The 18,493-nt window shown below is 37.9% G+C and carries 17 protein-coding genes, 1 pseudogene and 1 riboswitch; of the genes and pseudogenes, 5 read left to right on the forward strand and 13 right to left on the reverse strand.

Annotated elements, in window-relative coordinates; genetic code table 11:
- Positions 1 to 46: 46 nt before the first annotated feature.
- Genes NST97_RS18220 through NST97_RS18230 form a run of 3 tightly spaced genes read right to left on the reverse strand, consistent with a single transcriptional unit; the run spans position 47 to position 3,587 of the window.
- Positions 47 to 1,717 (reverse strand): ABC transporter ATP-binding protein, encoded by a 1,671-nt coding sequence (locus tag NST97_RS18220; protein ID WP_341343541.1) that lies wholly within the window; start codon positions 1,715 to 1,717, stop codon positions 47 to 49.
- A gap of 15 nt (positions 1,718 to 1,732) precedes the next feature.
- Positions 1,733 to 2,971, reverse strand: coding sequence for a radical SAM/SPASM domain-containing protein (locus NST97_RS18225; protein ID WP_066248394.1), 1,239 nt, complete (start codon positions 2,969 to 2,971; stop codon positions 1,733 to 1,735).
- A gap of 13 nt (positions 2,972 to 2,984) precedes the next feature.
- Entirely contained in the window at positions 2,985 to 3,587 is a 603-nt protein-coding gene (locus tag NST97_RS18230) for a hypothetical protein (RefSeq protein WP_341343542.1), read from the reverse strand.
- 188 nt (positions 3,588 to 3,775) lie between these two features.
- Here NST97_RS18230 and NST97_RS18235 point away from each other — a divergent pair, with 188 nt between their 5' ends.
- Complete coding sequence (locus NST97_RS18235; RefSeq protein WP_094245809.1) at positions 3,776 to 5,137, forward strand: IS4 family transposase; 1,362 nt, start codon at positions 3,776 to 3,778, stop codon at positions 5,135 to 5,137.
- Here the strand turns inward: NST97_RS18235 and NST97_RS18240 are convergent.
- Positions 5,100 to 5,984, reverse strand: a complete 885-nt coding sequence (locus NST97_RS18240; RefSeq protein WP_341343543.1) for a radical SAM protein — start codon at positions 5,982 to 5,984, stop codon at positions 5,100 to 5,102. The genes NST97_RS18235 and NST97_RS18240 overlap by 38 nt on opposite strands.
- 74 nt (positions 5,985 to 6,058) lie before the next feature.
- A complete protein-coding gene (locus NST97_RS18245) occupies positions 6,059 to 6,187 on the reverse strand; it encodes a huazacin family RiPP peptide (protein ID WP_158640141.1) in 129 nt (42 codons plus the stop codon).
- A 142-nt stretch (positions 6,188 to 6,329) separates the two neighbouring features.
- Here NST97_RS18245 and NST97_RS18250 point away from each other — a divergent pair.
- Positions 6,330 to 6,857, forward strand: a pseudogene (locus tag NST97_RS18250) (ATP-binding cassette domain-containing protein); the annotation flags it as partial.
- Positions 6,858 to 7,148: 291 nt separating this feature from the next.
- Positions 7,149 to 7,427, forward strand: a complete 279-nt coding sequence (locus tag NST97_RS18255) for a hypothetical protein (protein ID WP_242009261.1) — start codon at positions 7,149 to 7,151, stop codon at positions 7,425 to 7,427.
- A 234-nt stretch (positions 7,428 to 7,661) separates the two neighbouring features.
- On the opposite strand, the gene metH is transcribed toward NST97_RS18255, so the two are convergent.
- From metH to NST97_RS18295, 8 genes are all read right to left on the reverse strand, one after another.
- Complete coding sequence (metH, locus tag NST97_RS18260) at positions 7,662 to 11,084, reverse strand: methionine synthase (RefSeq protein WP_341343544.1); 3,423 nt, start codon at positions 11,082 to 11,084, stop codon at positions 7,662 to 7,664.
- Complete coding sequence (locus tag NST97_RS18265) at positions 11,077 to 12,936, reverse strand: bifunctional homocysteine S-methyltransferase/methylenetetrahydrofolate reductase (RefSeq protein ID WP_341343545.1); 1,860 nt, start codon at positions 12,934 to 12,936, stop codon at positions 11,077 to 11,079. Before NST97_RS18265 ends, metH begins: the two co-directional genes overlap by 8 nt.
- Before the next feature lie 111 nt (positions 12,937 to 13,047).
- A riboswitch (SAM riboswitch) is annotated at positions 13,048 to 13,169 on the reverse strand.
- Between the two features lie 101 nt (positions 13,170 to 13,270).
- Positions 13,271 to 13,762 carry a YajQ family cyclic di-GMP-binding protein gene (locus NST97_RS18270; RefSeq protein WP_063387028.1) on the reverse strand — a complete coding sequence of 164 codons (492 nt, stop codon included), beginning with the start codon at positions 13,760 to 13,762 and terminating at the stop codon, positions 13,271 to 13,273.
- Between the two features lie 144 nt (positions 13,763 to 13,906).
- Positions 13,907 to 14,185 (reverse strand): HPr family phosphocarrier protein, encoded by a 279-nt coding sequence (locus NST97_RS18275; protein WP_063387027.1) that lies wholly within the window; start codon positions 14,183 to 14,185, stop codon positions 13,907 to 13,909.
- A 342-nt stretch (positions 14,186 to 14,527) separates the two neighbouring features.
- Complete coding sequence (locus NST97_RS18280; RefSeq protein WP_082829462.1) at positions 14,528 to 14,659, reverse strand: DUF3941 domain-containing protein; 132 nt, start codon at positions 14,657 to 14,659, stop codon at positions 14,528 to 14,530.
- Between the two features lie 31 nt (positions 14,660 to 14,690).
- Entirely contained in the window at positions 14,691 to 15,569 is an 879-nt protein-coding gene (locus NST97_RS18285; protein WP_341343546.1) for a DegV family protein, read from the reverse strand.
- Between the two features lie 315 nt (positions 15,570 to 15,884).
- The gene (locus tag NST97_RS18290) at positions 15,885 to 16,025 is read right to left on the reverse strand and encodes a hypothetical protein (protein WP_063387024.1); all 141 of its coding nucleotides are present in this window, start codon (positions 16,023 to 16,025) and stop codon (positions 15,885 to 15,887) included.
- Between the two features lie 132 nt (positions 16,026 to 16,157).
- Positions 16,158 to 16,967: a Cof-type HAD-IIB family hydrolase gene (locus NST97_RS18295; RefSeq protein WP_066248385.1), complete on the reverse strand. Its 810-nt coding sequence runs from the start codon at positions 16,965 to 16,967 to the stop codon at positions 16,158 to 16,160.
- Between the two features lie 129 nt (positions 16,968 to 17,096).
- Between NST97_RS18295 and NST97_RS18300 the strand changes: the two genes are divergently transcribed.
- Together NST97_RS18300 and NST97_RS18305 are read left to right on the forward strand one after the other, a co-directional pair.
- Positions 17,097 to 17,846, forward strand: coding sequence for an alpha/beta fold hydrolase (locus tag NST97_RS18300; RefSeq protein ID WP_130158460.1), 750 nt, complete (start codon positions 17,097 to 17,099; stop codon positions 17,844 to 17,846).
- Positions 17,847 to 17,912: 66 nt separating this feature from the next.
- Positions 17,913 to 18,221: a metal-sulfur cluster assembly factor gene (locus NST97_RS18305; protein ID WP_063387022.1), complete on the forward strand. Its 309-nt coding sequence runs from the start codon at positions 17,913 to 17,915 to the stop codon at positions 18,219 to 18,221.
- Positions 18,222 to 18,493 lie beyond the last annotated feature (272 nt).

Raw genomic sequence — 18,493 nt, forward strand, 5'->3', positions numbered from 1 at the left:
AATGTGAACGGTATTTACGGATTTTAGGTTGAAGTCATGAGTTTTGCTAATTGGCAGCAATTGTTGCTTCGCCTTGTGGATGATCATGTAAGTGAATGATTTTGTTGCATACTGTGTCAAAATCATTGCTATGGTCTATAATGATAAAAATGGAATTTGATGAGCCGCTTTCAATTAATTTCTTTATCTTTTCTTTACCGCTAAAATCCATATGAGAAATTGCTTCATCAAACATAATGATGTTTGCCCCTTTTAAAAGGGCTCTGGCAATAGCAATTCTTTGAATTTGGCCTCCTGATAAATTTTTTCCGTTTTCCCCAACTAATGTATTTTCTTTATCAGGCAATTTTTCTATAATATCATCTAAACCAGTCGTTCTCAGCACTTCCATATAAGTATTCGAATCAACGTTTTCTACACCATATTTAATATTGTTTTCAATTGTATCGTTAAATAAATATATTTTTTGCGATACGATGCCAATGTTTTTCCGAAGCGATTTTTTATCTATGTCATCAATCGGTATTCCATTTATAAGAACTTGTCCTTTTCCTTTTTGCACATTATATAATCCCATTAATATTCTAAGTATTGTTGTTTTGCCGGTTCCATTTTTCCCCTTTATTAAAAGCTTATCAGCAGGGGCTAGCGAAAAACTTACATTATTCAAGATATATGGCTGGTCTTCTTTATACCTAAAAGATACACCTTTAAACTCAATGCTCTTAATATCATTTATTTTGACTTTATTCTGTTCCTCGTCTTCTCCTATTTGTTCAATAAATATATGGAGCCTTTTTAAACTTACTAATGCCGGCTGGATCGTTAGAACAGTAGCCGATATATTTTGAATTGGCGAATACAGTCTGGGAAGGTAGTTCATAAATACCATATACCCGCCTATTGTCATACTATTTATTATGACATCTTTTCCACCCATAACGATTAATAAAACAGAGGACAGTGAACCAACCAAAACAATTAATTCCATACCAATTGAATAAAAGATTGATTGTTTAATATTGGCATCCACTAGATCTTTAGCTGCTGAATTGATTTTTTCTGTTTCCTTATCCTCTACCGAGAGATTTTTGACTTCTTCGATACCCTGTACTGACTGCTGTATTTTGTTGTTTAAAACGGCACTTTTTTCAGCTGTTTCAGTAGATATATGAAATATTGAAGACAAGAATTTGTTTGAAATGATGTAATATGCCGGCATTAGCAGACATAAAATGAATGTTAATTTGAAATTGATTGCTGCCAGAATAATAAGGGTAGCAAACAGTTCAAAAAAACTCAGCAAAATTTTAAATGTGTTGGCAGAAAACAATCCCCCTATATTATTTACCTCATTTAATCTTGATGTAATATATCCGCTGGGGTAAAAATTGAAAAACTCCATAGGCAGTTTCAGCAGTCTTGTTGATATATTTTGCCGAAGATTCAACACTATATTCTGGCTTACTTTTGTAAAAACTACATTGGAAAAATAGTTGAGCATACTCTTAATTACATATATTAATGCAAGTATTGCACTGAATAAAAGAACATAGTGATAATCTTTTTTTGCTATTCCAAAATCAAAAATATTCTTAATGATTAATCCTGGAAGTACAGTGATTGCAGAAAGAACAACTAATAAAAGAAAAGCTATAGACAAGCTCTTTTTAAATTCTTTTAAATAGCTAAACAATAATTTTACGCTGTTGTTCATATATATCGCCCCGGTTTAGTTAGTAGAGGTAACCGTTGATTTTTCTATTTTATTGCAATAGACCATTCCATCAATCCTTTTGGATTTAAAATAATCTAGCGCACGGCAATCAAAGCAAAATAAATTTCTCTCACAATTTGAACAATGTTGAATTTTCGTTTTAGACATCTCCCAAAAAATTTTGTATTCTTTTCTGTGGAAAGCTTCCCAAAGTTTCTCTTTTTTTAAATCTCCCAACTCATAATCCCTTATCATCATGCAAGGATAAATTTTGCCGTCAGAGGAAATAAAGATTTGGCCGTATAAACAGTTGTTATATTTTTTTAAATAGGGAACTGAATTCAAATTGATAGGAATTTCTCTATTTTCAGGGTTCATCATTTCAGCTATTCTGCTAATAGAGTAATATTTATTTGTAGGATATATATAGATATTTTGGTAATTTCTCTTTCCAAATTTTGATTGAATCTCTTCAAAAGAAGAATCATCTAAAGAAGAGACTATTATTGAAACAGTATGAGGTATTTTGTGTGTATCAATTATTCTAAAAGTTTCCTGAATACGTTCAAAAGAGCCGTCAACTTGGGTGATTTTTTCATATTGTTTATTTTTGGAACTGAAAATTTGCAAAGCTAATGAAACATTTTGATCTTTTAAGAACAGGCCAATATCGTTATTTATTAAAGTGCCATTTGTAAAAATGGTAACGTTGATTTTGTGTTTAAAAAGATAATTTAGCAGTTCTTTTAATAAATGCCATTTTAAAAATGGTTCTCCTCCTGTTATAAAGCATTCCTGTATCCCTAGTTTTATGCTTTGATCAATTATATCCTTCCACTCATTGAAATTCATCTCTTCTTTGGCCGGCCATTTTTTACATCCGCATGATCTGTAGATTACATTTTCTTCGGTACAAAATAAACACTTTAAATTACACGTCCCGGTTAACTCAATTACCAATCGATTTAGTCTAAAAGGGATTAATTTATCGTATTTTAATGTAGCAATTCTACTTGTTTTTATTTTTTCCAAGTATACACCATCACGATAATAAGCACCTAAATCATGTTCCAATAAATAATCTATTAATTTATCAGGAATGTTTTCTTTATCCTGTTCGTTATTATTTAATGATTCTATAGCTTCGGCATCAGTTTTATTAAATTGAAATTTCTTTCCGCTTATTAAGTGATAAAGTACCGCCCCTTCATTTCCCTTCAAAAATATGACTTCCGGATGAAGTTTAAAGTTCATACGTTTCCTCTCCTTATTCTCTAATCTCTTGAAATATTCCCGGATTATTTTCTAAAATAGAGTAGTATGTAGAGAAAGAATTTATAATTCCTTCTCTAAAGTTTTTGCAAAAAGTGTCTTTTAATTGAAATCCTTGTCCGTCAGTTTCAGTTATTACATAGCAAAGGTTGCAAATATTATTTAAATTACAATTTTTGCATCCTGCTAAAGCAGAGAAAAAATTATTCATGTAATTAGCTTGCTTAGTTGGATCCAAGCCGGTTTCTATATTTCCAACAGGATAATGAGGATTAATTTTTTCGCACATATGAAAATTTCCATCACTATCTACAGCCAATTTATGGATTCCAGGCAGGCAAGTACCTCTTAACTCATTATTGCTATAAGCAGTATTCATCATAGGATCGAAGATGATGCTTTTAAGAATTGTTTTGGAAAAGTTAGTTGCTTTCTTTTCAAACTGTTTATCTTTCGCTCTTTCAATGAGTCCTTTGATAAAATCTTTTCTTCTTTCTAAATAGGATTGCTCCAACTGGACACCTTTATAGTACTCAGTATTTATATTACTTACCCTGTTTACTCGCTGAATCCGCTTATCCAGTTCAGGATGCTCCATAAAGTATTTATCTAATTTACTCAACTTTCTCACAGTAAATTGGATTTCTAAGCCTTACGGTTAATGGGTTTGTTGGTTGTTTCGAATACTTCTTGACATAAAAATTTGCAAAAAAAACACCTCAACTTTTGGTATAGTTTAATTGTCCAGAAAAAACATTACCAAAAGCAGGTGAGGTGTCTCTTATTATGATAACGAATAACAGACTGAACAATCAACTACCAAAAGAAGTAAAAGCTATATTTGATGAACTTGAAATCTTAAAATATTTAAGGAAAGTGGGAATTAACAAGGGTTTCGGTTATTCCTGCGCCTATTTATTCCAGCTAGTTTTTAGTTTAGTTTTTGAAGGCAAAAATTTGTTTCGACTTCTTCAAAGTAAAAAAGCTAAAGATTTGCCGGAAAAAAACGCTATTTATCGCTTCTTAAATAACCCTCAATACAATTGGCGCAGGTTTTTACTTGTTTTGAGTACTTTCACCATTATGAAGGTAAGTAGTTTAACGAGACACGACCGTCCGAAAGTGCTGATCGTGGACGACTCATCTTATGAACGAAATCGCAGTAAAAAGGTTGAACTGCTTGCTCGCTGTTTCGATCATTCTTCTCAAAAAATGCGTTATTACAAAGGATTTCGTATGCTTACACTCGGCTGGTCAGATGGTGCTACATTTTTGCCTATTGATTTTGCTTTATTAAGCTCTACGAATTCCCAAATCAATGGGATTGATAACCGAATCGATAAGCGTACATCCGGTTATAAGCGGCGTGTCGAAGCTTTACAAAAAGCGCCGGAAGTTATTCCCAATATGATTAAACGGGCACTTTCTCAAGGAATCGATGCCTCATACGTTTTAATGGATACATGGTTTACCCAACAGCCTTTGATCAAGTCCATTGTGGATCAAGGGTTGGATGTTATTGGAATGGTGAAGGATACAAAACAAAGATATCAAGTGAACGGTGAATGGGTGAGCCTAAAAAAACTATACCAAACAGCTAAACCATCACAACATCAAAAGGGTATTTTGCGCTCTATTCACACAACGATGGCAAATGGCGTACCTGTTAAAGTGGTATTTGTCCGTAATCGTAATAAAAAGAGACAGTGGCTAGCTATTTTGAGTACAGACTGTACTTTATCGGATCAAGAAATCATTCGTATTTATGGGATACGTTGGGATATTGAAGTATTCTTCAAAACAGTCAAATCCTTATTGAAACTCCAAAAAGAGTTCCAAGGAAGATCTTATGATTCCATGATCAGCCATACCACTATTGTGTTTACAAGGTACATTGTTTTGTCTTGGCAAAACCGAGTAAGTACAGATTATCGAACATTAGGCGGCATTTTTTATGAACTTTGTGATGAAATCGATGAACTAGATTGGGCCTTTGCACTTCAACTACTCATTGAAATTCTTGAAGATGCACTTCAAAATGTAAATCAAAAGATTAAAAAATTCATCGAAAGTCAATTACGTAAATGGATTGTAGTTTTGCCTAATTATATCAAGGCTTATTTACCAAAATTGAGCTGCGAAAGTTGAGTAATTTACTAAAATCTGTTAAATTATCATAAGTTATTAATATTCCATAAGGTAGTACCGGTTTATTTAGTCTCACTTTTTCCCGATATATATCATCCATTAAAGCCAGATTTTTAAAAACTCTGTCAAACGTTCCCTTTTCATTGATTGTAACCCGGTTTCTATCATGATTTTCCTTATCACCGTCTAAACTTACAGAAATAGAAAAATTTTTATCAAACATATAATTGATTTTGTCTTCAGTTAATAAATATGCATTGGTTGTTATTGAAAAGAAAATATTGTCAAATACCTTTTTGTAATTATCGTTGGTGTACTCAACAACCTGTTTTATAAGTTTCCAGTTTATTAAAGGCTCTCCCCCATAAAATCCAATGGATATACTTAAATTGGGGTTGTATTGGATACTTTTAATATTTACATTCATATAGTAATCAATAGCGGATTTTGCGGTTTGAAAATCCATACGTTTATTTGAAAAATTCTTTGAGTAAAAATAATGATCAGAGTAAATACAATATTTGCATCTGAAATTGCAAGCATCGGTAACAATTAAGCATAGATGCGATATTCCCTCTGTCAGTAATTTTTCTTTAATAAATTGTTCAGTGATTTTTGGCAATTGAAAATCTGATTGAAAGAGGTTATATTTTACAATTTTATGAAGCAATTCATTTAGATTATTTTTTTGGAAGTCTTCTTCATGAATGGTGTCACCTATCTTAATTGCCGACAAAAAGTTTTTTTCTGATTTATTTACTGGAATAACTATTCTCGTACTGTTGTCATAACAATAATTACCTTTTTCGGTATCAAATAATAATGGTTCAGTTAAAAATTTAATCATTTTCACTTCCTCCTCACTTATTTAAAAGTACCAAGAGCCACAAAAGGCGTCATGGCTCTTGGCCTATTAAGATATTAAGCTTTAAAGAAGCGTGCTTCCCCTGCTGCAAACCCTAATACGTCTGCGATCGGTGAGACTGTGTCAGCTGCACATGCAGCACCGCATGTTGCGATGCATTTCACCTGACAGAATAAGGTTGCCATTGTCATCCTTTCTATTTTAACGTTAACCTTGTTGCAACCATCTTAGGGGAAGAAAGTGAAGAGGCCTCTCTACCAAAAATTATAAATGATGAACTCCATTAATTTACAGAAAAATTTTACATATTTTTGAATTTTTCCAACTATATGGGAGGCTATTAAAAAGGTCAATCTGACAGGGCATGAAAACAAGAAAATGATGGAATGATCCGGCGGAATGAGAAAATGGGTGGGAATCGCACAGCTGTTAATGAGAAAGCCGTCGATCTTAATTTTTGATGAACCGACAGCGGGATTGGACATTGAAGAGCGGATTCGCTTCCGCAATTTGCTAATAAACCTTGGTTTGGAGCATACCGTCATCATTTCGTCGCATATTGTCGAAGATATTGAGTTTTTATGGACAAAGATCGGTGTTTTAAAAAGCGGAAACGTCCTATTCGAAGGAACGCCAGCCGAGCTGAAAGCCCATGCGGAAAGATATGTATGGGAATATCGTGTCTCGCCGAATGAATTGGATACCATCATGGCGGAAAATGAAGTGATTCAGCTTCTCGAAGAGGGAGACGGCGTGAATGTACGGGTGTTTGCGAAAAAAGAGGAAGAAGGGGCGAAACAAGTCGCACCAAGACTAATTGATCGATATTTAGCCGTTGTTAGGGGTGTGAACTAAAATGAGAGATTATTTAGAAAGCATTTATGCACCTTTGTATTTGACCGAAAGACGATGGGGCTCACTTTTTTTGTCCCTGCTGTGATGTTTAGCTTATCTCTGTTGCTTATTCTGTTTGTTCCAAGAGAGGAAGATGATATTCACAGTAATATCATTATTATTCAAGGGTTTTTTATACCGTTTACTTGCTGGTGCCTTATGTATCGGCTGAGTGAAATGTATGAAGAAGGGGCGTATGAAACGTTAGTTCCATATTACTAAAAACGGTTTGGGATGGATTTCTTCCAGTACTTGATTGTCAATATTATCGGGGTTTTTCATTTATGTACCGTTTTTGTGATGAAATACGGGATGACTTCGTTATCTGGTCTTAACGTGATTCATTTTATGATTTTAGTATTATTCTATATGCTTTTTGGCACATCACTTATCGTGCTGATTATAAACATTGAGATTTCTCTAACGATTATCATGATTTACACGGTTTTAGAAGTGCTTACGTTAGGAGAATTTATCCATGGCCGCACATCTTTCTATTCGATCCGCCTGTTTGGGATCCATTTTTATTGAGAAAATGGTTATTTTTGTCGATAACCGTTATCGTGCTAATGTTTATAACAGTTGTTTTCATTCAGCGGGCGGATAGGAAACCGCAATAGGCTATTTTAATACAATTTATTCAAGCTTATGGTTAGGAAAAGCTTTGAGGCGATTTAATAAAAAATGGATAACGAATTGCTAAACGAGCACTTCGTTATCCATATGCATCCGAAAATAGCTTGCCCTTAACGGCGAGACGAAATATTAAAGGACATTAAAATATCGAGCTTCAGGGTGTGAGACGACGAAGGCAGAGACGGATGCTTCCGGTTCCATCATAAAGCCTTCCGTCAGCTGGATGCCGATTTTTTCAGGCTTTAACAGCTTAAACAGCTTCGCTTGATCTTCTAAGTCTGGACAAGCCGGATAGCCAAATGAATAGCGCTGACCTTGGTATTTTGCTGCAAACCGTTCCTGCATTGTGAAGTCAAGCGGATCCGGGAAGCCCCATCGGTCGCGGATCAGCTGGTGCGTCCGCTCTGCAAGACCTTCTGCCAGCTCCAGCGCCAATGCTTGAATCGCATGGCTCCGGAAAAATTCACCGCTTTCTTTAAACTGCATGGCGATGCTGCGAATGTCTTTTCCAGCAGTTACGGCAAACAGGGCGATATAATCATGCGGTGTTTCATCTGACCGTTCGCTTACATAGTCGGCAATGCATAAAAACGGCGGCTTTTCCTGCCGAGGGAATGTAAACGTCTCAATGATTTTATCTTTTGCAGCCGGATCTAAAATGTGAATGGAGTTTCCTTGGCGATAGGCCGGGAAAAATTGATAAATAGCAGATGGACGGAACCAGCCATTTTCTTTCCCTAAACGCAGCAATTCATCTATTTCATTTTTTAGTTCGACCGCTTTTTCCTGTTTTTCCAGAAGCATCTGTTTGACATTGCCTTTTAATCCGAGATGGTGTCCTAAAAGCATTTGCATGTTCACATACGGGACGACTTGGGCAATATCAATGTTTTGAATAATGTGTGGATTGCAGTCAGCTGGATGATATACGGTCGGTTTGGACACAGATGATTTTTTTTCAATGATCATAACAGGTTTGCTGCTTTTCTGTCTATTCTGTTTTTCCTCAACTGCGACCGTTCTTTTCTCAAGGAAAGCATCCGGGTTTTCTCTCAGCTTATTGGCAAGCGACAGCCCGTCCATTGCATCTTTCGCATATAACACAGGACCGTCATATTCCGGTGATATTTTTTGATCGGTAAATTTGCGTGATAATGCAGCACCGCCGACTAAAATCGGAATCGAAATGTTGGCTGTTTTTAAGTCTTGTGCTGTTAACACCATTTGCTGGGCTGATTTGACGAGCAGTCCGGAAAGACCGATAATATCAGGCTTTTCATTATTGACCGCTTCAATCAGCTGCTGCGGCGCAACTTTAATGCCTAAATCAACGACGCGGTAGCCGTTGTTGGAAAGAATAATGTCAACTAAATTTTTGCCGATGTCATGGACGTCGCCCTTGACTGTAGCTAAAATGACTTTTCCTTTGCCGCTGTCATCTTTTTTTTCCATATACGGTTCTAAAAAGGCGACAGATGCTTTCATCACTTCCGCACTTTGAAGCACTTCAGCAACAATCAGCTGATTGTCGTTAAACAGTTCGCCGACAATTTCCATTCCTTTCATTAACGGCCCGTTGATGATATCGAGAGGATCATCATATTTTTCTAGTGCCAGTTGCAAGTCTTCGATTAATCCTTGCTTTGTTCCTTCCACAACGTATTGTGCGAGCCGTTCCTCCAAGGTTAATTCCGTTTTCGGCTTTTTTTCCTCTTTCTTTTTGTCGCGGTAAAAGTTCGTAAATTGTGCGAGCGTCTGATCATTTGTTTCAAATAATAAGTTTTCTGCCAACTTCCGCTCTTCCTCAGGGATCGAAGCGTACCGCTCTAATTTTTCCGTATTGACGATCGCATAATCGAGCCCTGCCTGTGTGCAATGGTATAAAAAAACGGCGTTTAATATTTCTCTGCCGACCGGCGGAAGCCCGAAAGAAACATTGCTGATCCCGAGAATAGTTAAACAGCCGGGAAGATGTTCTTTAATTAAACGGATCCCTTCGATCGTTTCTTGGGCAGATCCGATATATTGCTCATCACCTGTGCCGACAGGGAAGACAAGCGGGTCAAAAATAATGTCGCTTGGACTTATACCGTGTTGATTGACTAAAATGTCATAAGACCGCTTGGCAATCTCCAGCTTTCGCTCCGCAGTCAGAGCCATTCCGTCTTCATCGATTGTTCCGACGACAACAGCTGCACCGAATTGTTTCACAAGCGGGAGAACTTCTTCAAACCGTTCTAAGCCGTCCTCTAAATTGATCGAGTTGATGATCGCTTTCCCTTGTGAGTATTCGAGCGCTTTTCTGATGACATTGGCGTCGGTTGAGTCAATGACAAGCGGCGCTTTTACTTTTTTTACAACCTCGCGGATGAAGTTTTCCATATCTTCAAGCTCGTTTCGGTCCGGATCTGCGAGACAGACATCGATGACGTGGGCGCCGTTTTTCACTTGAGCGCGGGCGATCTCCGCTGCTTCTTCAAATTTTCCTTCCGCAATGAGACGCTTGAATTTACGCGAACCGATGACGTTTGTGCGTTCACCGACAAACAGCGGGCGCATTGATTCATCATAGCGAAGGGGCTCGATGCCTGATACCGTATGTTGATTTTGCTTTTTGACGATTTTTCGCGGTTTTAAGCCTTCCATTGCCTCCCTTATTGCGCGAATATGTTCGGGAGTTGTTCCGCAGCAGCCGCCGACCATATTAAGCCAGCCTCTTTCTGCAAACCCTCTGATTTTTTTTGCTAAAGATTCCGGTGATTCATGGTAGCGACCTTCTTCATCAGGCAGTCCGGCATTCGGATAACAGCTGACAGCGGTATTGGCGATTTCAGACAATGTGCGGATGTGATCGGTCATGAATTCAGGACCTGTCGCACAGTTTAAGCCGACGGCAATTGGATTCATATGTTCAGCTGAAATGTAAAACGCTTCAATATCTTGACCGGCGAGAGTTGTTCCCATCGGTTCTATCGTTCCGGACAGAATGATCGGCACTTCTTTCTTGAGCTTTTGAAAAGCTCGTTGAATTCCTAAGTAACCTGCTTTTACATTGAGCATATCTTGGCTTGTCTCAAGGAGAAGTACATCAACGCCCCCCACTAACAGTCCTTCCGCTTGAACTTGATAAGCTTCTGCCAATTGTTGGAATGTGACGCCGCCTGTAACGGAGAGCGTTTTAGTCGTTGGCCCCATTGATCCTGCCACAAAACGAGGCCAATCCGGTGTTGAATATTTTTCTGCAGCGCGCTTTGCAATCTCAGCTGCTTTTTTATTTATTTCAAAAGCAAGGTGCCCCAAGTTATATTCCTCGAGGACGATGCTTGTACCGCCAAACGTATTTGTCTCGATAATATCAGCGCCTGCTTCAAGGTACGCTTCATGAATACGGACAATCGTTTCAGGGGAAGTGATGTTTAAATATTCGTTGCATCCTTCATATTCTTCACCGCCAAAATCTTTCGCAGATAATTCTGCAGCTTGAATCATTGTTCCCATGGCTCCGTCTAGTATTAAAATTTTTTTCTCCAGCTGTTCCTTTATGTTATACATGGGAAATCTTCCTTTCTCGTTTTGCCTTTTCTTTTTTATGAATGTATTCCGTCAGCTCGACTGTCATCTCATAATGCAAAAACGGAGTGATTAAGTAAATGCCGTTAAACAGGTCAAATGCTGCGTCAATAAGCGATTTTGCAATGGCAAGTCCTTCTCGTTTTCCCTTTTCTTTATCATTGCCTGCTTTTTGCATCTGTTCGCGAATCGAATCGGACAATTTAATGCCTGGCACTTCGTTATGAATAAATTCAGCATTGCGGCTGCTTATTAACGGCATAATCCCGAGATATATCGGAACATTCAGATGTTTTGTTGCTTCATATACTTCTTCGATCAGCTTCTCCGAGTAGAGCGGCTGCGTAATAAAATAATCGGCTCCGCAGCTGATTTTTTTCTCAAGTCTCTGAACTGCGCGATCAAGATGTCTTACGTTCGGATTGAAGGCGGCGGCTACAGTAAAGTTTGTTTTTTGACCAAGTGATTTTCCGGAGTATGACAAACCTTCATTAAATTGCTTAATTAAGCTGATTAAATCAAACGATGATAAATCATAGACAGAGGTTGCACCCGGAAAATCACCGATTTTGGACGGGTCGCCGGTGACCGCTAAAATATCGTGCAGGCCAAGCGTATGCAGCCCCATTAAATGGGATTGAATGCCGATTAAATTTCTGTCACGACATGTTAAATGAACGAGCGGGCGAAGCTGGAAACGGCTTTTCACAATATTTGCGCAAGCAACATTGCTGATTCTTGGTGTAGCAAGGGAATTATCCGCAAGCGTAATTGCATCAATCCCCGCTTTTTTCAACGCTTTTGCTCCTGTTAAAAATTTTTCCAAGCCGAGCGTTTTCGGCGGGTCCAATTCTACAATCACTGAGCGTCTGTTTTTTGCAATATCTGGGAGAGGAGTTTCTTGACTTTCTTTCATAGGTAAAGCATGAATTGGAACATTTCGTTCTTTTACTTCTTTCTCTGTGACAGGAGGGAGGTTTGATACAGCTTCAGCCATTGCCCGAATATGTTTCGGCGCGGTTCCGCAGCATCCGCCGAGAAGCCGGACACCTTGTTTTCGGAATTGAAGAGCCGCTTCATAAAAATAGTGTTCATCTGATTCATAAACTAATCTTCCGTTTTCATACCTTGGCAGGCTGCCGTTTGGAAAAGCGGATAAAAAGGCATGTTCAAACAGCGGCACTTCTTCCAGAGATTGCAGCATATGATAAGGGCCTAAACGGCAATTGAGGCCGACAATATCTGCACCAAGTTCTTCAAGCATTTTCAAACCGTCTGCCAATCTTGTTCCATTTTGAAAGACGCCTTGTTCGTGCAAAGAAACATTTGTGATAATGGGCAAATCCGTTTCTTTTCTAGCTATTTGCAAAACGGTTTTCAGTTCTTCCAAGTCGTAATAGGTTTCTAAAATAATGCCATCTACGTTTTCGGATAAAAGGACATGAAGCTGCTCGCGAAAATTTTCGGCAATGTCAGATAGCGTGAAGGCGCTTTTTTGAAACGAACGGATGCCGCCGATTGTTCCGATGACATACCCTTTGTTTTCCGCTTTTTGTAACGCCCTCTTTGCAAGTTCAACCCCTTTTTGGTTGATGATCTTTATATCATCTTCCAGCCCATATCTGGCAAGCTTTATGCGATTGGCGCCGTATGTATTTGTTTGAATAACAGTTGCGCCTGCGTCTAAATAGGCTGAATGAATCCGTTCTATTTCTTCCGGTTTTGAAACGTTTAGCTCATCAAAGCATCTGTCTATTCCGAATGAGTATAGTAGAGTCCCCATTGCTCCGTCGGCAATTAATATATGATTCTGTAAATCTTGTAAAAGCCCCATAAAAAGTCCTCCAATCAAATGAAATAGGCGCCTGCAAGGAGGCGAACACCTATATAAAAAAGAAAAGCCTTCTAATAAGAAGAAGACTTTTTCTTGAACATTTTCCCCTTCTTCTTATCTTCCGAGCGCAAATTTACGCATCGCTGGATTTAGCACCTTGGTACCCAAAGTTTTTGGGTAATCCGGTTGCTGAAGGTTCATCGGGCCAGTCCCTCCGCTTCTCTTGATAAGAACGCTTTACCGTATGAAATTTTAAAACAACGGATTAATCCTAATTTAACGAATTTTATCAAAATAATCAATATAAAATTTCAATTTTGTGAACAGGGCAAAGCTAGCGAAAATTAATAAATTGTACGTCGATCGGCAAGTCGGCGCTTTTCACAGCTGCAATCACTTTTTGCAAATCGTCCTTGCTTTTGCCGCTTACCCGGACTTGGTCGTCTTGAATTTGGCTTTTTACTTTTAGCCCGGTATTTTTGATCAGCGCATTGATCTTTTTCCCGTTTTCTTTGTCAATTCCGTTGACAAGTTTGGCTCTTTGTCTGACAGTGCCTCCTGAAGCCTTTTCGATTTTCCCGTACTGAATATTCTTGGTTGCGACACCGCGTTTAATCATTTTGCTTACTAATACATCTTTTAGTTGATTCAGCTTATATTCATCGTCAGAGATTAGCACAAGCTCATCTTTTTCTAGGGATATATCGCTTTTAGATCCTTTGAAATCATATCTGTTTACAATTTCTTTTTTCGCCATTTGAATGGAATTGTTCACTTCGGCAATATCCACTTTTGAGACGATGTCAAATGAATTCTCCTTAGCCAACTTTTTACCTCCAATAACGTTATTTACATTCATTATAGTGAATGTCGTTCAGTTGAACAACTCTTTTAGGGGTTCCTCGCAAATTAAATGAAAAAACCGTTACTTAAAGCAACGGCAAGGAAATTAATATCTGCTTAAATGCAATTAAGCTAAAGATGTCGCTTTAGAACATTTAGGGGAAAGAAAGTCTTGTAAGTTTTTTACTGCTTCGAGCGAATCTTCTCCTTCAGCGCTGATGACTACATGACCTTCTAAAAAGGCGGAAAAACCGAGCATGCTTAAAACGCTTTTCGCATTTAATTGGAGCTTTTTTGTTTGGAATAAAATGTAGCTGTTAAATTTAATCGCTTCATGGACAAGGGAAATGACATATTCCGGCTCCATCTCTTTTGTAAGATACACGGAAATTTCATGTTTCTTCATTGTGCCACCTCTTGTATACTTATTTTACAATATCTTACATTAATAAAGGATAGATTCCCACATGTTTGTCATTTCCTCTTACATATAAAAAAATGACCTCCGCTTTCGAATATGGAAACGTTTTGGATTTCTCTGTTTTTTAATGAAATGAATGGCCTAATCAAATTGAAAGTTATTGCCCCGCCCATGTTTTATTAGACAAAAATGAAAACAAAAGCTAGAGAAAAGATGCATACTGCAAGATAAGAAAGCGTCTTTTTCTTTCAGAACGTCCGGATAGAAGAGGTGGAAGACTCGCCTTTAGAGATATTTCAAAAAAAGAAAAAGCCCGACAGGCGGGCATTATAAATGATCCGTTTTCTTTGAGTATTGCCGTTTTCCAAGCTCTCGATTTTTTTCCTTCAATAGATTTTTTTCGTGTCGTTTTGCATTGTTGTCTACAGCTTTTTTATCATTATCGCTTGTTTTGGACATTCAGGAAGCTCCTTTCAATACTGTTATATACTTATGATTTCCATGAAGCTTCTTGAATATGTTTATTTAGAAAAAATACAGCAAGGGTGCCGGGGCCAGAGTGTGCACCAATGACAGCACCGATCGTATGGATGATAATTTCTTTTGGATGAAACGTTTCTTCAATTAATTGTTTTAATTCGAGAGCTGCTTCTTCATCATCACCATGGCTGATGGCGATTGTCTGTTCACTCAATCCGTCTCCACGCTCTTCCATCAGCTCAAGAATTCTCCGGTAAAGCTTCTTTTTCCCGCGGATTTTTTCCAGCGGGATCAGCTTTCCTTCTTCGACATGCAAAAGCGGCTTGATATTAAGCAGTCCGCCAACAAACGCAGATGTTTTGCTGATTCTCCCGCCGCGAGCCAAATATTCCAGGCGATCAACTGTAAAAATGTGCTCCATATGACTGCAATACTCTTTTACTGCATTTGCCATTTGTTCTAAATCAAGTCCTTGTTTTGCTAATTGAACGGTGTAGCGGACAGCAAGTCCATACCCAAGTGAAGCACATTTCGAATCGATAATTTGCAGTTTCCAATTCGGATATTTTTCAAGCAATTGCTGCTGAACCATAACGGCAGTTTGATATGTACCGGACAATTCGGAAGAAAAGGCAATATACAGCGCCGGCTGATTGTCTTTCGCCAGCTTTTCAAATTGATTGGTGATTGTTTCCGGTGATGCTTGTGATGTTTTAGCAACGTTTCCAGCTCTCATATAGTCGTAAACTTCTTTCGGTTTGATTGTCAATTGATCCTCATAGTCCTTCTCGCCAAGGTGGACACGAAGAGGGATGAAAGAAACGCCTTGATCGTTTAAAAAAGAGACAGGCAGATCACAAGCACTATCAGCGATAATGTGAATATTCATTAATCACACCTACTTTTTTTCATTTACATATAGTCTATCTTGATCACAAATAGAAAACAATACAATTTGTGCAAACTGAAAATTTAAAAAAGAAGGACAAAAAAAGAAAAAATGGACGAAACAAGAGGAGCTCGTTTCGTCCATTTCATATTTATTCCTTGTTCAAAATGTGCCGTACAATCGGCATTCTGGATGGTGTTATGCCTGCTCGATTTTTTCTCGATGCAGATGCTGTACAAAGATTGGTCTGTTCAAATTCGATCTGTTCATTATAAAAACAGCCCTTAAAAGGATTCGAAAATGAACGGAAGGGCATTATCCTTCGAAGCTTGCTTCGTTATTGACTCTTGCTTCTGATTCGGCAAACGTCATACGGTATGGAAACTTTTCATCATGTTTTTTGACAGCACCTTTTCCTTGCTCAATGAATCGTTTCGATTTATTCCGTTTGCCCAAGTTGGAATCCCCCTTTTGATCATTGACGAAATGAGTTCGTCAATTATAGGGTATCCCTTTTTAAACATCTAAATCCTTGTCAATTGTTGTGAGGTGTAAAAAGATAATCGAACTTTTGGACTTTTGCAAAGATTAAAGGGACAGCAATTCCTTTAAAAATTTTGCAACTCCGTCTTCTTCATTTGTCAGCGTAATTTCATCAGCAATCTCTTTGAGCGGCTCAATTCCGTTTCCCATTGCAACGCCTAATCCCGCATATTCGATCATTTCCAAATCATTGTCTTCGTCGCCAAAAGCGATAATTTGCTCTCGAGGGATATTGTAAAATTCGGCGATTTTTTGCAATCCGACTGCTTTATTAATGCCTGCTCGGATAATTTCAATAACATGCCACGGGTGAGCCCAGCTTCTGTGGTCTACAACTTCCGCATGAACTTCATTTAAATAATGGCGAATCCGCTTGACATTTTCTTCGTCTGAATGGATTAACATGCTTGTGACATCGCGATTTAAAACAGCTTTTAAGTTGCCGATTTCAATTTTCGGATTTCCTATACTGAAAATATCCAACCATTGTTCATTATGGTAATGAAAATAAACATGATCAAGCACTTCTGCTAAAATGTTATGGACTTGATGCTGTTCGGCGATTTCTACAATCTCTTTTACAACAGATACATCAAGGGTTGTATGATGAAATCCCCAGGATTCATCCAGCGGATGATGGACAAAGGCTCCGTTAAAATTGACAATCGGGGTTTTTAAATTTAATTCTTCGTAATACATTTTGCTCGAGCGGAACGGCCTTCCTGTTGAAATGCATATGATATGCCCTTCTTCTTGTGCTTTTTGCAAAACATTTTTTGTAAAAGGAGAAATCGTTTTGTCATCTTTCAGCAATGTGCCGTCTAAATCCAATGCGATTAAATGTTTTTTGGCCATAATCTCTCCTCATTTTTTGTTTTTATTTAGTGTATCTTTTTTCCATCTTTTTTGTCCATATGTTAAACTAATTTTAGCAAAAAAATAATGAAAGGAGCATCCTAATTGAAGGTCATTGTTGAGCATACGATGGCGGACAATATCCCTGTACTGCATGTATGCAAAGAAGATTTTATAAAAGATGAGCTGCCGCTTGTTGTGTTTATCCATGGATTTACGAGCGCAAAAGAGCATAATTTGCACATTGCCTATCTTTTGGCGGAAAAAGGTTTGCGAGTAGTATTGCCTGATGCGAAATTTCACGGAGAGAGGGATGAGAATCTTTCAGAGGCTGACTTAAATTTAAATTTTTGGAATATTGTTATCAGTTCTGTTAAAGAGCTCGAAAAAATAAAAAATTATTTTTTTGAAAAAAAATTGATTGACGGGAAAAATATAGGGGTAGCGGGAACTTCCATGGGCGGTGTTGCTACACTTGGAGCGCTCACTCAATATCCGTGGATCAAAGCTGCTGTCAGTTTAATGGGCAGCCCAAATTATCAGGAATTTTTCAAATATCTTGTGGACTCCTATCAAAAAGCAGGCTATACCTTTCCGTTGTCTGAAGAAGAAATTCAGCAGCAATTTGATGCATTGTATGAGTATGATTTATCCGTACATAAAGAAGCGTTATGCAACCGCCCCCTTTTGTTTTGGCACGGGATGAAGGATCAAGTTGTACCATTCGCTCCTACTTATCAATTTTATGAAGAGATAAAGCCGTTGTATGCTGACAATCCGGAACATTTGGCATTTATTGCGGAAAAGGATGCAGGGCATAAGGTGTCTCGAAAAGGGGTGCTAGAAACGGTTGAATGGTTTGTACGGCATTTGAGGTAGAAAATTTTTAATGTGACATTAACTTCGATATAATGTAATTAACGAATATAAGAGGAGTGGATCGAAATGGATGAAGCGCTGAAGGAAAATATAATGGGTGCTCTTGAACAAGTTATTGACCCAGAACTCGGCATTGACATTGTCAATTTAGGATTAATATATGATTTGGAACTGAACGATGAAGGAGTCCTCAAAGTAACTATGACATTGACGGCAATGGGATGCCCCCTTGCTGGAACAATTGTTCAACAAGTAAAAGCTGCGCTTGACGGAATTCCAGAAATCAAAGATGTCGATGTCAACATCGTTTGGAATCCACCTTGGACGAAGGACCGCATGTCCAGATACGCAAAAATTGCCTTGGGTATTCAATAAAAACTTGTGCAGACTGGCGGAAAAGGCCAGTCTTTTTTATTATGCAAATGTTTTATCAATTTGACTGCAAGTGTCATTATGTTTTTATTTTCGTCTTTATCGCTTCTTTTGTTTATCTCATCACCATAATGGAGCTTTTATCCCGAAACATAATTTGCATTTTTTCTTCAGCATGGCATATCTGAATAATTTGCAAGGGATTCCCTGCTCTCTACTACATTAAGAATCCTTGTTTTTGATCAGAAAAAATTATAAATATACAATTGATTTTA

The organism is Aeribacillus sp. FSL K6-1305 (assembly GCF_038050115.1).
In the GTDB taxonomy this organism is placed as follows: Bacteria; Bacillota; Bacilli; order Bacillales; family Aeribacillaceae; genus Aeribacillus; species Aeribacillus composti.

Excerpts from the sequence above, each read along its gene's own strand:
- NST97_RS18220 (WP_341343541.1), bottom strand. The coding sequence starts at position 1,717 with ATGAACAACAGCGTAAAATTATTGTTTAGCTATTTAAAAGAATTTAAA.
- NST97_RS18225 (WP_066248394.1), bottom strand. The coding sequence starts at position 2,971 with ATGAACTTTAAACTTCATCCGGAAGTCATATTTTTGAAGGGAAATGAA.
- NST97_RS18230 (WP_341343542.1), bottom strand. The coding sequence starts at position 3,587 with ATGGAGCATCCTGAACTGGATAAGCGGATTCAGCGAGTAAACAGGGTA.
- NST97_RS18235 (WP_094245809.1), top strand. The coding sequence starts at position 3,776 with ATGATAACGAATAACAGACTGAACAATCAACTACCAAAAGAAGTAAAA.
- NST97_RS18240 (WP_341343543.1), bottom strand. The coding sequence starts at position 5,984 with ATGATTAAATTTTTAACTGAACCATTATTATTTGATACCGAAAAAGGT.
- NST97_RS18245 (WP_158640141.1), bottom strand. The coding sequence starts at position 6,187 with ATGGCAACCTTATTCTGTCAGGTGAAATGCATCGCAACATGCGGTGCT.
- metH (WP_341343544.1), bottom strand. The coding sequence starts at position 11,084 with ATGTATAACATAAAGGAACAGCTGGAGAAAAAAATTTTAATACTAGAC.
- NST97_RS18265 (WP_341343545.1), bottom strand. The coding sequence starts at position 12,936 with ATGGGGCTTTTACAAGATTTACAGAATCATATATTAATTGCCGACGGA.
- NST97_RS18275 (WP_063387027.1), bottom strand. The coding sequence starts at position 14,185 with ATGAAGAAACATGAAATTTCCGTGTATCTTACAAAAGAGATGGAGCCG.
- NST97_RS18280 (WP_082829462.1), bottom strand. The coding sequence starts at position 14,659 with ATGTCCAAAACAAGCGATAATGATAAAAAAGCTGTAGACAACAATGCA.
- NST97_RS18285 (WP_341343546.1), bottom strand. The coding sequence starts at position 15,569 with ATGAATATTCACATTATCGCTGATAGTGCTTGTGATCTGCCTGTCTCT.
- NST97_RS18295 (WP_066248385.1), bottom strand. The coding sequence starts at position 16,967 with ATGGCCAAAAAACATTTAATCGCATTGGATTTAGACGGCACATTGCTG.
- NST97_RS18300 (WP_130158460.1), top strand. The coding sequence starts at position 17,097 with ATGGCGGACAATATCCCTGTACTGCATGTATGCAAAGAAGATTTTATA.
- NST97_RS18305 (WP_063387022.1), top strand. The coding sequence starts at position 17,913 with ATGGATGAAGCGCTGAAGGAAAATATAATGGGTGCTCTTGAACAAGTT.